Annotated in this window: 10 protein-coding genes; 2 read left to right on the top strand and 8 right to left on the bottom strand. The window is 64.6% G+C overall.

The window, feature by feature from the left end; genetic code table 11:
* Nucleotides 1–41: 41 nt before the first annotated feature.
* From LB564_RS19115 to LB564_RS19100, 4 genes are all read right to left on the bottom strand, one after another.
* On the bottom strand, nt 42–3,203 hold the full coding sequence (locus LB564_RS19115; protein WP_224540063.1) for an efflux RND transporter permease subunit: 3,162 nt from the start codon (nt 3,201–3,203) through the stop codon (nt 42–44).
* Nucleotides 3,200–4,450, bottom strand: coding sequence for an efflux RND transporter periplasmic adaptor subunit (locus tag LB564_RS19110; RefSeq protein WP_224540061.1), 1,251 nt, complete (start codon nt 4,448–4,450; stop codon nt 3,200–3,202). The genes LB564_RS19115 and LB564_RS19110 overlap by 4 nt, the downstream gene beginning before the upstream one ends.
* A gap of 322 nt (nt 4,451–4,772) precedes the next feature.
* Nucleotides 4,773–5,093 (bottom strand): addiction module antidote protein, encoded by a 321-nt coding sequence (locus LB564_RS19105; RefSeq protein WP_224540059.1) that lies wholly within the window; start codon nt 5,091–5,093, stop codon nt 4,773–4,775.
* Nucleotides 5,090–5,293, bottom strand: a complete 204-nt coding sequence (locus tag LB564_RS19100; RefSeq protein ID WP_318012825.1) for a type II toxin-antitoxin system RelE/ParE family toxin — start codon at nt 5,291–5,293, stop codon at nt 5,090–5,092. The genes LB564_RS19105 and LB564_RS19100 overlap by 4 nt, the downstream gene beginning before the upstream one ends.
* Here LB564_RS19100 and LB564_RS31655 point away from each other — a divergent pair.
* Complete coding sequence (locus LB564_RS31655) at nt 5,219–5,392, top strand: hypothetical protein (RefSeq protein ID WP_318012824.1); 174 nt, start codon at nt 5,219–5,221, stop codon at nt 5,390–5,392. The genes LB564_RS19100 and LB564_RS31655 overlap by 75 nt on opposite strands.
* Nucleotides 5,393–5,481: 89 nt before the next feature.
* On the opposite strand, the gene LB564_RS19095 is transcribed toward LB564_RS31655, so the two are convergent.
* The 4 genes from LB564_RS19095 to LB564_RS19080 form a co-directional block, all read right to left on the bottom strand.
* Nucleotides 5,482–6,078 (bottom strand): LysE family translocator, encoded by a 597-nt coding sequence (locus tag LB564_RS19095; protein ID WP_224540057.1) that lies wholly within the window; start codon nt 6,076–6,078, stop codon nt 5,482–5,484.
* Between the two features lie 117 nt (nt 6,079–6,195).
* On the bottom strand, nt 6,196–6,768 hold the full coding sequence (gene ilvN, locus LB564_RS19090) for an acetolactate synthase small subunit (RefSeq protein ID WP_140701825.1): 573 nt from the start codon (nt 6,766–6,768) through the stop codon (nt 6,196–6,198).
* A gap of 39 nt (nt 6,769–6,807) precedes the next feature.
* The gene (locus LB564_RS19085; RefSeq protein ID WP_224540055.1) at nt 6,808–9,897 is read right to left on the bottom strand and encodes a CHAT domain-containing tetratricopeptide repeat protein; all 3,090 of its coding nucleotides are present in this window, start codon (nt 9,895–9,897) and stop codon (nt 6,808–6,810) included.
* A 39-nt stretch (nt 9,898–9,936) separates the two neighbouring features.
* The gene (locus LB564_RS19080; protein ID WP_224540053.1) at nt 9,937–11,733 is read right to left on the bottom strand and encodes an acetolactate synthase 3 large subunit; all 1,797 of its coding nucleotides are present in this window, start codon (nt 11,731–11,733) and stop codon (nt 9,937–9,939) included.
* Nucleotides 11,734–12,099: 366 nt separating this feature from the next.
* On the opposite strand from LB564_RS19080, the gene LB564_RS19075 reads away from it, so the two are divergent.
* Nucleotides 12,100–14,022, top strand: a complete 1,923-nt coding sequence (locus LB564_RS19075) for a sigma-54-dependent Fis family transcriptional regulator (RefSeq protein WP_224540051.1) — start codon at nt 12,100–12,102, stop codon at nt 14,020–14,022.
* Nucleotides 14,023–14,034: the final 12 nt, after the last annotated feature.

The following is a 14,034-nucleotide window of genomic DNA, read 5'->3' as shown; positions in this document are numbered from 1 at the left end:
CACCACGGCTTGGGCCAAGCTTCTACCATATCGGTTGCTCGTTACTCGGCGGCCGTCTTCTGCGGCTCGCCCGGGATGTCGTCGTTGGTGCCGAACAGCGAAGGCTGATCACCCTCTTCGACCACATGCAGCTCGGGCTTGCGCTTGGGCATGAGCCCGACCAGCCAGCCGGAGAAATTCTCCATGTAGACATAGATCACCGGCGTCACGAACAGGGTCAGCGCCTGCGAAGCCAGCAGGCCGCCGACGACGGCGACGCCCAGCGGCTGGCGCAGTTCGGCGCTGGCGCCGGTGCCGAGCGCGATCGGGAACGTGCCCATCAGTGCTGCCAGCGTCGTCATCATGATCGGCCTGAACCGCATCAGGCAGGCCTTGTGGATGGAGTCCCTGGCCGACATGCCTTCTCGTCGCAACTCAAGCGCGACGTCGACCATCATGATGCCGTTCTTCTTGACGATGCCGATCAGCATCAGGATGCCGATCACCGCAATGACGGACAGATCCATGCCGGCGAAGCGCAAGGCGACAACCGCCCCGAGCACAGCCGATGGCAGGCCGGTCAAGATGGTGAGCGGGTGGATGAAACTCTCATAGAGGATGCCAAGCACGATATAGATGGTCAGGATCGCGCCGCCGACCAGAAGACCCTGGTTGGCCAGCGAATCCTGGAAGGTCTTGGCCGTGCCGGCAAAGGAAGTCGAGATCGCCGTCGGCATGCCGATCTGCTCTTTCAGCGCGTCGATGCGTTTCACACTGTCGCCCAGCGCCACGCCTTGCGGCAGATTGTAGGAGATGGTCACGGCCGGCAGCTGGCCGAGCTGATTGACGGTCAGCGCTCCGGCCGTGCGGTCGACCCGGGCGAAGGCGCCGAGCGGCACCAGGCTGCCGCTCGCCGTCCTCATCTGGATGGCGAGCATGCGTTCGGGCGACCATTCGATCTTGGGATCGAGCTCGGTGATGACCTCGTAGCTGTCGGCCGAGCCGAAGATCGTCGAGACCTGGTCGGTGCCGAACCCGCCATAAAGTGCCGAGCGCAGCGTGTCGGTATCGATGCCCAGCTGGGCGGCCTTGTCGCGATCGACCACCAGCGACGCCTGCAGCGCATTGTTCTGCAGATCGCTGGTGACGTCGGTGAAAGTCGTATGGTCGGCCGCCATCGCGTCATTCAGTTTCTGCGCCCAGGTATCGGTCAGTCCGGTATCGAGGCCCTGAACCACCAGCTGATAGGCGCTGGCCGACGAACGTGAGCCGAGCCGCAGATTCTGCACCGGCTGCATGTAGGTCTCGATGCCCGCCACGCCGGCCAGTTGCTTGCGCAGATCCGAAAGCACCTTCTCGATATTGGGACGCTGGTCCTTGCCCTTGAGCTGGACGAAGAGCTGGCCCTGGTTGAGCGCATTGTTGCCGCTGCCCGCCGACCACGCGACATGGTCGACATAGGGCGACTTCGAGAACACGGCCGCCACCTGCCCTTGCAGCTTGGCCATGGCGTCGAACGAGATGTCCTGGCGCGCGATGGTGGTCACCGAGATCTGGCCGATATCCTCCTGCGGGAAGAAGCCCTTCGGCGAGACCTCGATCAGCCATACCGATGCCGCAGCGGTGCCGATGAACACCAGGAACACCAGGAAGGTGTGCCGTAGGCAGAAGGTCAGGATCCGGTCGTAGCCGCGTGTGACGAGGTCGTGCTTATGGCCTGCACCGTGCGCCTCGCGGTCGGCCTTGGTCACCGACAGCAGCCGCGAGCACAGCATCGGCGTCAGTGTCAGCGACACGAACATGGAGGCCAGGATGGCGACGGTCACCACGACGGCGAACTCGTTGAAGATGCGCCCGATCACGCCGCCCATCAAAAGCACCGGGATGAACACGGCCACCAGCGAGATGGAGATCGAGATGATGGTGAAGCCGATCTCGCGCGCGCCCTTCAGCGACGCGTCGAAGGCCGACAGCCCATCCTCCTCCATGTGCCGGAAGATGTTTTCCAGCATCACGATGGCGTCGTCGACGACGAGGCCGACGGCGAGCGTCAGGCCCATCAGCGAAATGTTGTCGATGGAAAACCCGAACAGGAACATCGCGCCCAGCGTGGCGATCAGCGAGATCGGCACCGCCACGGCCGGAATGATCGTCGCCGTCACCCGGCGCAGGAACACGAAGATCACCATCACCACCAGCGCGATGGTCAACAGCAGCGTGAACTGCACGTCGTCGACGGCCTGGCGGATCGAACTCGAACGGTCGTTGAGCAGCTTGATCTGGGCGGCGGCCGGCATCTGGTCCTGGAAGGACGGCAGCATCGCCTTGACCTTGTCGACGACGTCGACCGTGTTGGCGTCGGGCTGGCGCTGCACCGCCATGATGATCGCGCGGGTGCCGTCGTACCAGCTCGCCGTCGTCGTCGTCTGCACGGAATCGACGACACGGGTCACCTCGCCCAGCCGCACGGGATGACCGTTCTTGGTGGCGATGATCAGGTTGGAAAAGCCGGCGGCGTCGGTCAGCTGCGTGTTGGCGGTGATGGTCAGCTGCTGCTTGTTGTTCTGCAGCACGCCAAGCGGCGTGTTGCTGTTGGCGGACGCGACAGCCGCCTGCAGCTGGTCGATCGAGATGCCGCGCGCGGCAAGCGCGGTCGGATCGATCTGGATGCGCACCGCGTATTTCTGCTGGCCGAAGATCGACACCTGCGCGACGCCGTCGATGGTCGACAGCGACGGCGAGATGACGTTTTCGGCGAAGGCATCGAGGTCGGTCAGCGGCACCGTGTCGCTGACGAGGGACATCAGCAGGATCGGCGCGTCGGCCGGATTGACCTTGCGATAGCTCGGCGGCGCCGTCATCTGCGGCGGCAGCGATTTCTGCGTGCGCGCGATCGCCGCCTGGACGTCCGCGGCTGCGGCGTCGATATCCCGGTTAAGGACGAACTGGATGGCGATCGAGGTCTGGCCGAGCGAGTTGGTGGTCGAAATGGAATCGATGCCGGCGATGGTCGCGAACTGCTTGATCAGTGGCGTCGCCACCGATGTCGCCATGGTCTCCGGCGAGGCGCCAGGCAGCGAGGCCGAGACGTTGACGACAGGGAATTCAGCGCTGGGCAGTGCCGCCACGGGCAGGAATTTGTAAGCGAACAGTCCGCCCAGCACGAGGGCGAACGACATCAGCAGGGTGGCGACTGGCCGGCGGATACAGAATTCGGAGATCATTGGGCTGCCTCGGCAACCTTGGGCGCCTCGGCACTGGCCGTCGCCTTGCCTTCATGCACGGCCGCGCCGTCCTTCAGCCGTGTCTGGCCTTCCGTGACGACCTTCTCGCCGCTTTTCAGCCCCTGGCTGATGGCGCTGTTCTCGCCTTCGGTCAGCGCCACCTGCACCGGCCGCATCTCGACCGTGTTGTCAGGCTTGACCACATAGACGAACGGCCCCTTTTGGCTGGGCTGGACGGCGACGGTCGGGACCGATGTCATCTTCGGCATGATGCCGGCATCGAGAATGACGTTCACATACTGGCCCGGCCACAGCGAAAGATCGGCATTGGGAATGCTTGCCCGCGTGGCGATCGTGCCCGAGGCGGTGTCGACGCTGGAATCGACGAAATCGAGCGTGCCCTTGCCGATCGGCGTCGGGTCGCCATCCTTGGTCAGCGTCACCGCGTTCTGCCGCGGATTTGCAAGCGCCTTGTGCAGCAGCGCCAGGTTGCTTTCCGGCAGGTTGAAGTTGACCTGCAGCGGGTCCATCTGGGTGATGGTCACCAGCGGCGTCGCCGTGCTGCTGTTGCCATTGCTGACGGTCACGAGGTCGCCGACGGCGACATTCACGGCACCCAGCCTGCCAGCGATCGGCGCGGTGATGGTGGCAAAGCCAAGCTGGACATTGTCCGCGTCGATCGTCGCCTTGTCGGCATCGACGGTCGCCGCCGCCGCCTTCTGCGCGGCAACGGCCTGGTCGTAAGTCTGCTGCGTGCCGGCCTGCTTGGCGACAAGGTCCTTGGCGCGCTGGAGATCGGAATTCGAGCTGGCAAGCAGCGCCTGGTCCTTGGCGAGCGCTGCCTGGTCTTTGGCGAGTTGCGCCTTCAGCGCCCGGTCGTCGAGCGAGAACAGGAGGTCGCCCGCCTTCACCATCTGCCCGTCCTTGACGTCGATGGACACGATCTGGCTGGAAACCCGCGCGTTGATGTTGACCACGGCCGGAGAGGAGACGAAGCCGATGGCATAGCGGCGGATCGGGAAATCCGCGGTCGTTGCCGTCGCCGAAACGATCGAGGCCGAACGCGCACCATTGCCGGCCGCCTTGTCCCCCGCCGCTGGCTTGTCGGTCGCCGCCTTGTCTGTCGCGGCGACCTGCTTTGCGCCGAGGAGCTGCTGGGCCTTGTTGAGCGCGTCAGGCGACAGATAGAGCCAGGCCGCGCCGACACAGGCGACCGCCAGCAATGAAAGAATGACTTTTCCACGCATCGACAAAAGACCTCTCCGTCCGACACGCCATAGCCAGGTGGTCGTATTCTAGCGCAATTCACGGCTCACTGCCGCGATTTCGCCGAATAGATAGGACGGGCGTTTGTCGGAAAAGGGCCAAAACACGGCATTACGAAGATTTAATGTGCACTGCACAATAGGTGGGCAGCCGGGTCCAAAGGACACATTCGGCGAAATCACGCCCTATCGTCCGGTCTGAACCAAGCCGGCTTTGGGAGCATTTCGCGCCCTGAGGTACGGGAGCAAGCCATCTCGTCGAAGCCAGCAGACGCAATGTTGGCCGCGTCGCTTCCGTGGCGAGTCAGCCTGCGAGGCGTGCCTCGGCATGATTGTCCGTTGGTACGGGCTCGGCCGTTAATCTTAGCCCGAGCGCCTTCATGACGCCGAGCAGTGTTGAAAGCTTGGGATCGCCCTTGTCGCTTAGAGCCTTGTACAGCGCCTCGCGCGTCACGCCGGCGTCCTTGGCAATGGATGTCATGCCCCGAGCCCTGGCCACGTTGCCGAGCGCATGGGTGATGAGGGCGGGATCGCCGTCTTCGAACGCCGCTTCGATATAGGCAAAGACCGCCTCCTCGCTGTCGAGGAATTCCGAAGCATCCCATTTGGTGGTTTCGATGGTCATTTGACCTCCTTCGCCATGCCGATGGCTCTCTTGATGTCGGCCTTTTGTGATGGCTTGTCGCCGCCGCAGAGCAGGATGACGATCGTATTGCCCGCCTTGACGAAATAGATGCGATAGCCCGGCCCATGGTCGACCCGCAATTCGCCGATGCCATCGAAAAACTTGGCATCGCCAAGATTGCCAAGCTCGACGCGATCGATCCGAATTTGAATGCGAGCCTTCGCGCGGACATCCTTGAGGGACTTGAACAGCCGACGAATTCAGCTGTTTTCCGGACTTCGGTCATGGATCGTTTGTAATCCACAGTTCACAAATAGTCAAAAGAGATGTGAACTAGAATTTACAGAATGTCCCGCCTTGCACGTACCGCGCTTGGAAGCCCTTTCACTTACCGAAGCATCGGCCAAAGCGTCGCCGCCAGCAGCGCACCCATGGCGATGTTGAACCATTTCAGCCGCACCGGGTCCGACAGGAAACCGCGAAGCGCCGTACCGAACCCTGCCCACACCGAAACGCTGGGAAGATTGACCACGGTGAAAGCCACGCCGATCAGAATGACGGACAGGAATGGCCGCTCCGGATTGGTGTAGACGGCCATCGCGGTGATCGCCATCACCCAGGCCTTGGGATTGACCCATTGGAAGGCCGCCGCATCGACGAAGCGCATCGGCCGCGCATTCGTCTCGCCCTTGCCGCTGAGCGAGCGCGACATGGCGATCTTCCAGGCCAAGTAGAGCAGATAGACGGCACCGGCGATCTTCAGCCCGGTGTGCAATGCCGGGAATGCGGTCAGCACCGCGCCAAGCCCGAAGCCGACAGCGAGCAACAGGACGAGAAAACCAATGCTGATGCCCAGCATGTGCGGTATCGTCCTGGCGATGCCGAAATTGACGCCGGAGGCCAGCAACATAAGGTTGTTCGGCCCCGGCGTGATCGAGGTCACGAAGGCATAGACGAGCAAGGCGAGGAATGCGTCGAGTGACATGATATCCTCCCAGATACGTCAGTATCATTGTCGCTTTTCAGGGACCGCGCAAAGACCACCGCCCGGCCGGCGGTCGAGCCAAGCGTTGCCGGCGACGGCCTCCTTGCGCAGTCAGGCCTACATCCCCTGCGGGCCGCGGTTCATCGCCGCCACGCCGGTGCGGCAGATCTCGACCAGGCCGAGCGGCTTCATGATGGCGATGAACTGGTCGAGCTTGGAGCCCTTGCCGGTGATCTCGAAGATGAAATGCTCGGTGTTGGCGTCGATGACGCTGGCGCGGAAGGCGTCGGCGAGCCTGAGCGCCTCGACCCGGGAATCGCCGGTGCCGGCGACCTTGACCAACGCCAGCTCGCGCTCCAGCGGCCGCTCCTGGCCAAGCTCGTGCGAGCGGACGGTCAGATCGACCACGCGGTGCACCGGCACGATGCGTTCGAGCTGGTTCTTGATCTGCTCCATCACATGCGGCGTGCCGCGCGTCACGATAGTGATGCGCGACAGGTGCTTCTCATGTTCGGTCTCCGAGACGGTCAGGCTCTCGATGTTGTAGCCGCGCCCTGAAAACAGGCCGATCACCCGGGCAAGCACGCCGGGCTCGTTGTCGACCAGGACGGAAAGCGTATGGATCTCGGGCCGCTCCGTCTCCTTGGCGATGAAGTAGGCCGAACCGGTGGGTTGAAGGTGCTGTGCCATGGTCTTGTCCTGTGTCTGGCCGGTCTGTGGCCGGTTCTGTCAATGTTCAAAGAGAATGTAGGCGCTGGTCAATTCGGGCGCGAAGCCGTCGATCTTGCCGGCCCAGGCCTCGCGTTTCGTCTTGATGAAGGCATCGGCATAGCTGATGCCGCCATCGAACAGGTTCTCGTAGAAGCGCGCCATGAATTGCATCGTCGCCGCGTCGCCGACCTCCTCGACGGTCAGCAGCGTGCGCCGCGCGCCGGCGACCGACAGCGCGAGCGGCAGGCCGCGCACGGTGGAGGTGACGCCGATATCGCCGAGCGCGGTGTCGCAGGCAGAGACCACGACGAGTTGCGAGGAACGCAGGTTCCAGCTCAACAATTCGCGCGCATAGACGATGTTGTCGCCGTCCCACTCCTTCGGCTCGTCCGCCGGCTTGGCATCGGATAGCACGAAGCCGGCATTCATCAGCCGTTCGGACAGCCCTTCGCCGCGCTCGAAGAAGCCATGCGTCGAAAAATGCACGATCGCCTTGCCGTCGGCTGCAGCGCGCATCGCCGCCTCGCCGCCGTCATTGCCCTCGGCGAGTTGCACCGCCATGCCCTTGTCCCGGGCGAGATTCGCGATCTTCTCGACCTCCGTGCGCGACCCCGGCAGATAGCCGTCGCCGGCACCATTCCCGTAGAAAAGACCGCCCGCCAGAAGCATCGCGTCGCTGGCCGACGGCCGGTCTTGCCTGGCCCGGAATTCGTAGGCCTGCCGGCTGGTGGCCGTGTGCATGTCGACCAGTTCGCCCAGCCGCTTGCCGCCGCCCGGCCGCAATTCGGCGAAATCGACCTGATAAAGAAAATCGGCGGGAATGACGTAGAGCGCCTTGGCGTCCTTCGCGGCGTCACCGAGGACCGTGGCGAGCTTGGCGATGAAGCTTTGTCCCGAACCGGCCTTGCCCTTTCGCGCGTCGACCGCATCGACTTCGATCACCTGTGCCGGCCCGGACGCGCGCGAGATCGTGGCGAAGACGCGGTATCGATCGGGAGTACCGCCCCTGTCCGCTGGCCATTCGCCTATGATCGCCAAATCGACGATGACGTCGCCCTCGGCCGGCCTTGCAAGCGGCTTGGCCTCTTGCGGCGCGCTGTAGATCCACGATGCGACCGGTCGCTCGCCGCGCTTTTCCAGCGCCGCGTTCAACGCCTTGCGGGAGTCCTCCATCGCCTGCCGCTGCGGTGCCAGCGCGTCCGTATAGAGCGTTGCCGTGACGATCTCGCGGAAGCGGCCGAAATTGCTGAAATAGGTCTTGATGAGGTCGCGAAGCGCCTTGTCGTCGGTGGTCTCAGCCTCGGCACGCAACTGCCGCTCGGCGCCGCGCGTCAGCGTCTTCCAATTGTCGAGCATGGCGGCGAAAAGATCCGCCGCGTCGGCATTGCGGGTCGCGAAATCGGCGAGCGACCCCAGCATGTCGTCGGCAAGGACGCGCTCGGCCTGCCCGGCGCGCAGGCTCCCCGAGGCCGACACGCTGGACTGCCCCCAGTCGAACATGACGGCGTCGAGCGTGCGGTAGCTGTCCACCGCGGCCTTGGGGTCCATCTTCTCCTGCAGCCTGGCCTGCGCGAGTTCGGCCTCGAAAGTCATCGGCTGCGCGTCGCCGAGGCTCTCCTTGGCGATCGCCACCGCATGTTCGCGATAGGCTTCGGCATCCTCGGTCAGCCCCATCGCCTCCGCCTTGTCGGCGAAGAGGTCGAAGAAGGCCAGCGACTGCTCGATATCGGCGCCGTCGGTGAAATCGGTCGTGTCGCGCGCCTGGATCTGCTTGCGGCTCAATTGACGCTCGCCAAGACGCAGTTGCGCATAGGCCTGCCAGCGCTCGATCTGCCTGCGGTAGCCCTCGTTGAACCCCGGCTGGGCAACGATCCCGGAGATCACCGCCAGCACCGACCGGGCATCCTTCCAGCGCTCGGCCTCGAGCAGGTCATGCGCCATGTTCATGGCCGAAATCACCGTGTCGCCGGCGCCGCCGCCAAGCGCCTTGAAGCGCTTGTCGTAGGCGTATTTGTCGAATTCTAGTGCCGCGGCCGGCAATTTCAGCGAGCGCAGCACCGCGGCGCGGTTGTTCATCATGCGCCAGAGATCGGCATTGTCCTCGCCCAGAGACTTGAGGCCGGTCTCGTAGATGAACTGGTAGGCGGCCTCCGCCGACGCGAGCTGACCCCAGGCATGCAGCGTCTGCGCCAGCCCGTCATAGGCCGACAGGGCCTCGGTGCTTCCCATGCCGAAATGATCGGCCAGGATGTTCAGGGCGCGCAAACCGAACCGGTTGGCCTGGTCATACTCCTTCTGGTCGCGCAGAAAGGCGGCGAGGTTGAACTGGAGGAACCCCGGGCCCGGCCCGGTATCGGTCTCCATCAGGTTGGAATCGAGGCCGCGCTGGAAGATGCGCTGCGCCGCATCGGCGTCGGCAAAACGGTTGAAGCTGTCGCCGGCCTGCCCGACCGTCTTGAAGAACAGATCGCCATGGCCGCCGAGTTCCATCGCATTGAGCGCCGACAGCAGCCGTTTTTCGGCGACGTCGGCGCGCTTGGCGGTGAGCTGCGAATAGGCGGCGTCGACACGCGCATTGAGCGAGTCTTCCGAATCCGGACCAGACCGCTGCGCGATCGCCTCGACACGTAGGTCGAGCAGCCTGTCCTGTTCGTCCGCCCGGCCTATGCGGCCGGCGGCGTCGGCCAGAAGCAGCGCGAACTCGTCCGCGCGCGTCTGGTCCAGGTCGCGGATGATGCCGTCCGCGCGCCCGATCAGCGTGTCGTGGAGGTCCTGCCATTCGCCGGCGAACATGTCGGCCCGCGCCAGCATGTAGCCGGCATAGGCGGCCGCTTTCGGATCGCGCCTGGCGAAACTTCCGTCCATCAGGGCCAACGCCTTCTTGCGGGCGCCGGCAAAATCCGATTTGCGGATCGCCGTCTCGATCGCCTGGATCTCCGGCGGCCAGGGCGCGGCCTCCGTGTTCGTGGAGGTCCGCGCGCCGGTCGCCGGCGAGGCCTGTTCGGCCAAGGCGGCCGTGGCCGATGCAAAGGTAAGCGCGCCCGCCAGCGCGAGACGCACTATTCGCCGGCGCGGCGAACAGATCGTGGCAAGGTCCGGACGCGCCATGTTCTCGGCCGCAAGCAAAGCCTAGGTCCCTATCCCGGTCTACACCAGTTCCCTGCCCTTGGCGTCGATGGCATTGGCCACGGCCTCGTCGGTGGCCTCGTCGGGCAACAGCATCTCATTGTGCGCCTTGCCCGAAGGGATCATCGGGAAGCAGTTGGCCAGTGTCGCCACGCGGCAGTCGAACAGCACCGGCTTCCTGACCGAGATCATCTCCTTGATCGCATCGTCCAGCTCGTCGGGCTTCTCGCAGCGAATGCCGTGGCCGCCATAGGCCTCGGCCAGCTTGACGAAATCAGGCATCGCCTCGGTGTAGGAATGCGACAACCGATTGCCGTGCAGCAATTGCTGCCACTGGCGCACCATGCCCATATACTGGTTGTTGAGGATGAAGATCTTGATCGGCGCGTCGTGCTGCACGGCCGCACTCATCTCCTGCATCGTCATCTGCACCGAGGCGTCGCCGGCGATGTCGACGACCAATGCGTCGGGATGCGCGATCTGCACGCCGAGCGCGGCCGGCAGGCCGTAACCCATCGTGCCCAGGCCGCCCGATGTCATCCAGCGGTTCGGCTTGTCGAAATGATAATGCTGCGCCGCCCACATCTGGTGCTGGCCGACCTCGGTGGTGATGTAGGTGTCCATGTCCTTGGTCAGTTCATAGAGCCGCTGGATGGCGTATTGCGGCATGATCACGTCGTTGTTCATCTTGAAGGCGAGTGAATCGCGCGCGCGCCATTTGGCGATCTGCTCCCACCAGGGATAGAGCGCCTTCTTGTCGGTCTTGGCGGTCGCCCGCCACAGCCGCACCATGTCTTCCAGCACCCGGCCGACGTCGCCGATGATCGGCACTTCGGTGTGGACGTTCTTGTTGAGCGAGGACGGATCGATGTCGATATGGATCTTGCGCGAGTTCGGCGAAAAAGCGGTCAACCGTCCGGTGATGCGATCGTCGAAACGCGCGCCGATGCAGACCATCACGTCGCAGTCATGCATGGCCATGTTGGCTTCGTAGGTGCCGTGCATGCCGAGCATTCCCAGCCAGTTCTTGCCTGACGCAGGATAGGCGCCGAGACCCATCAGCGTCGAGGTGATCGGGAAGCCGGTGAGATCGACCAGTTCGCGCAGGAGATGGCTCGCTTCCGGACCGGAATTGATGACGCCGCCGCCCGAATAGATGATCGGCTTCTTGGCGCCAGCCATCAGTTCGACCGCGGCCTTGATCTTCTCCAGGTCACCCTGGACCTTGGGCTGGTAGCTGGTACGCGGCGCGATCTGCGGCGGGACGTAGATCCCCCTAGCGAACTGCACGTCCTTCGGAATGTCGACAACCACCGGACCGGGACGGCCGGTCGTGGCGACATGGAAGGCCTCATGGATGGTCGCGGCGAGCTCGTTGACGTCCTTCACCAGCCAGTTGTGCTTGGTGCAGGGCCGCGTGATGCCGACCGTGTCGCATTCCTGGAACGCGTCGGAGCCGATCAGCGAGGTCGGCACCTGGCCGGTGAGACACACCAGCGGGATGGAATCCATCAGCGCGTCCTGCAACGGCGTGACGGCGTTGGTGGCGCCCGGACCCGAAGTCACCAGCATGACGCCGGCCTTGCCGGTCGAGCGCGCATAGCCCTCCGCCGCATGGCCCGCGCCCTGCTCGTGCCGCACCAGAACGTGCTCGACCTCTTCCTGCTGGAAGATTTCATCGTAGATGGGAAGGACGGCGCCGCCGGGATAACCGAAGACGTGCTTGACGCCATTGTCCTTCAGCGCCTGCACCACCATTTCGGCGCCCGTCATTTCCCTGCTTGCCATCTCGCGCCGCTCGCTCTGTCCATTGCTCATCGGTCTGGTCCCGTACTGTCCGCCATCTGGCGTTTGCTGGTCGTTTAGTCGTGTTTCAGGCAATAAAAAAGGCCCCCGAGGGAGCCTGTGTGTTGCGCATGGGAGGTTTTCGCCCGGCGGTTACACCGCCTTGCCCACGCGCCTTACTACGAGAATGAGTGCCGTTTTCATGGTGGCGGACCATAAAGGCGAACGCGCGGGGTCGTCAATGGGGTACGGCACGAATTCACTCAGCCGTGAGATCGGCTCCGCCGCGCGCTACCATAGTACAGTTGAGCCCGTCTCGTCGACGCACCACTATGCCAGGCCAGTTGCCGGCCTGCTGATGTCGTTAGCCGGGCTGACGACATGTCTGGGAGGACGGGTTTGGCAGGCGAACGGGAGCATATCCGCGAGATCGAGCAGGTCCTGTCCGGCGGGCGATCGGCGCGCGACGAGGTCGTGGTGAAGTCGTGGCTGCGCTGTGTCGGCACCCATCGCCTCGACCCGGCCAGGCCGACCGAGGCCTATATCGTCCCCGATACCCAGTTGCGCGAACACCGCGAACAGTCCGAGCGGCTGATCGCCATCGCCCGCAGCGGCCTGGAGACGCTTTTCAAGCAGGTGGCAGGCCAGAACTACGTGCTTCTGCTGGCCGATGCCAAGGGCGTTACGGTCGACTTCCTTGGCGACCCGCTGTTCATGGATCAGTTGCGCACGGCGGGGCTTTATCTCGGTTCCGAATGGTCGGAGAGCCGCACTGGAACCTGCGGCGTCGGCTCCTGCCTCGTTACCGGCGAAGCAATGACGATCCACCAGACCGATCATTTCGACACCACCCACACGCCATTGTCCTGCACGGCCGCACCGATCTTCGACACCAGGGGCGAATTGACCGCGGTGCTGGATATCTCCCTGCTGCGCTCGCCGCAGCCCAAGGTCAGCCAGAACCTCGCGCTGCATCTGGTGACGGCGTCGGCGCGACGCATCGAGCTCGCGAACCTGATGGCGCAGATGCACTCGGAATGGGTGCTGCGCTTTTCCCGCTCGCCGGAATTCCTCGACGTCGACCCAGAGGCCGCCATCGCCCTCGACGCCTCCGGCCGCATCCTCGGCACGACGCGCGGCGGCGCATTGCTGCTCGCCCAGGCGGGAGGGATCGACTGGCGGCAATCGCCCTCCCCGGTCGGCCAGCCGATCTCGCGCTATCTCGATATCAGCGTTGACGACCTGCCGCAGTTGACGCGTGGCCGCCCTACGGAGGAGCGGCTGGTGTTCGGGCGCAGCGGCAGCGCGCTCTTCGCCCACGCCATCGAGCCCCAGCCGCCAACCGGACGCCGCGCCCCGGTGGAGACGGTGCCGAAGCCGATCAGCGACCTCTCGGGCGGCGATCCGGCCATGGCGGCGATGCAGCTTCGAGCCGCGAAGCTGGCACGCACGACCATTCCGATCGTGATCCACGGCGAGACCGGCTCCGGCAAGGAGCATCTGGCTCGCGCGATCCACGACTGCTCGCATCGCGCCGGCCCGTTCGTCGCCATCAACTGCGCAGCCATCCCCGAGCATCTGATCGAGAGCGAACTGTTCGGCCACACGCCAGGCGCCTTCACCGGGGCCGCGGCCAGGGGCCGCAAGGGATTGATCGAGAGCGCCGACGGCGGCACGCTGTTCCTCGACGAGATCGGCGACATGCCCTACCCCCTTCAATCGCGGCTTCTGCGCGTGATCGCGGAACGCGAACTGATCCCGGTCGGCGGCATCGAGCCGCGACACGTCGACATCAAGATCATTTCCGCCTCGCACCATGACCTGCGCAAGCTGGTCGCCGACGGCCGTTTCCGCGAGGATCTGTTCTACCGGCTGAACGCCGCCGCGCTGACCTTGCCGGCGCTGCGCGAACGCACCGATTTCGAGTGGCTGCTGGACCGGCTGCTGGATCAGCGCGCGGGCCTTGCCGGGCGGACGGCAAGGCTGTCGCCGGCGGCGCGCCTGGCCCTGATCCGTCACGGCTGGCCGGGCAACATCCGCGAACTCGTCAATGCCATGGATCTGGCAATGACGTTGTGCGATGGCGACATGATCGAGCCCGCCGACCTGCCGGACTTCGCGTCGCCGCTTCCGCCGCCGCCCGCCCCGCCCGCCCGCCTGGTTGCGCTGCGCGCGCCGTCACCCGAGGAGGAGCGCGCGGCGCTGCTGGATGCTCTCGCGACCGCGGGCTGGAACATCTCGGAAGCCGCGCGCCTTCTCGGCGTCGACCGCACGACGGTGCATCGCCGTATGAAGCGGCTGCGGCTCGATGCTCCCAACTAGGCTGCAGGTCCG

It is taken from the genome of Mesorhizobium sp. ES1-6 (assembly GCF_020164775.1).
GTDB lineage: Bacteria > Pseudomonadota > Alphaproteobacteria > Rhizobiales > Rhizobiaceae > Mesorhizobium.
Note: the sequence above shows the minus strand (reverse complement) of the source record. Positions and strands in the feature narration are given on the sequence as shown.

Bases quoted from the DNA above. Each gene is read 5' to 3' on its own strand.
- LB564_RS19115 (WP_224540063.1), bottom strand. From the start codon at position 3,203: ATGATCTCCGAATTCTGTATCCGCCGGCCAGTCGCCACCCTGCTGATG.
- LB564_RS19110 (WP_224540061.1), bottom strand. From the start codon at position 4,450: ATGCGTGGAAAAGTCATTCTTTCATTGCTGGCGGTCGCCTGTGTCGGC.
- LB564_RS19105 (WP_224540059.1), bottom strand. From the start codon at position 5,093: ATGACCATCGAAACCACCAAATGGGATGCTTCGGAATTCCTCGACAGC.
- LB564_RS31655 (WP_318012824.1), top strand. From the start codon at position 5,219: ATGGTCGACCCGCAATTCGCCGATGCCATCGAAAAACTTGGCATCGCC.
- LB564_RS19095 (WP_224540057.1), bottom strand. From the start codon at position 6,078: ATGTCACTCGACGCATTCCTCGCCTTGCTCGTCTATGCCTTCGTGACC.
- ilvN (WP_140701825.1), bottom strand. From the start codon at position 6,768: ATGGCACAGCACCTTCAACCCACCGGTTCGGCCTACTTCATCGCCAAG.
- LB564_RS19085 (WP_224540055.1), bottom strand. From the start codon at position 9,897: ATGGCGCGTCCGGACCTTGCCACGATCTGTTCGCCGCGCCGGCGAATA.
- LB564_RS19080 (WP_224540053.1), bottom strand. From the start codon at position 11,733: ATGAGCAATGGACAGAGCGAGCGGCGCGAGATGGCAAGCAGGGAAATG.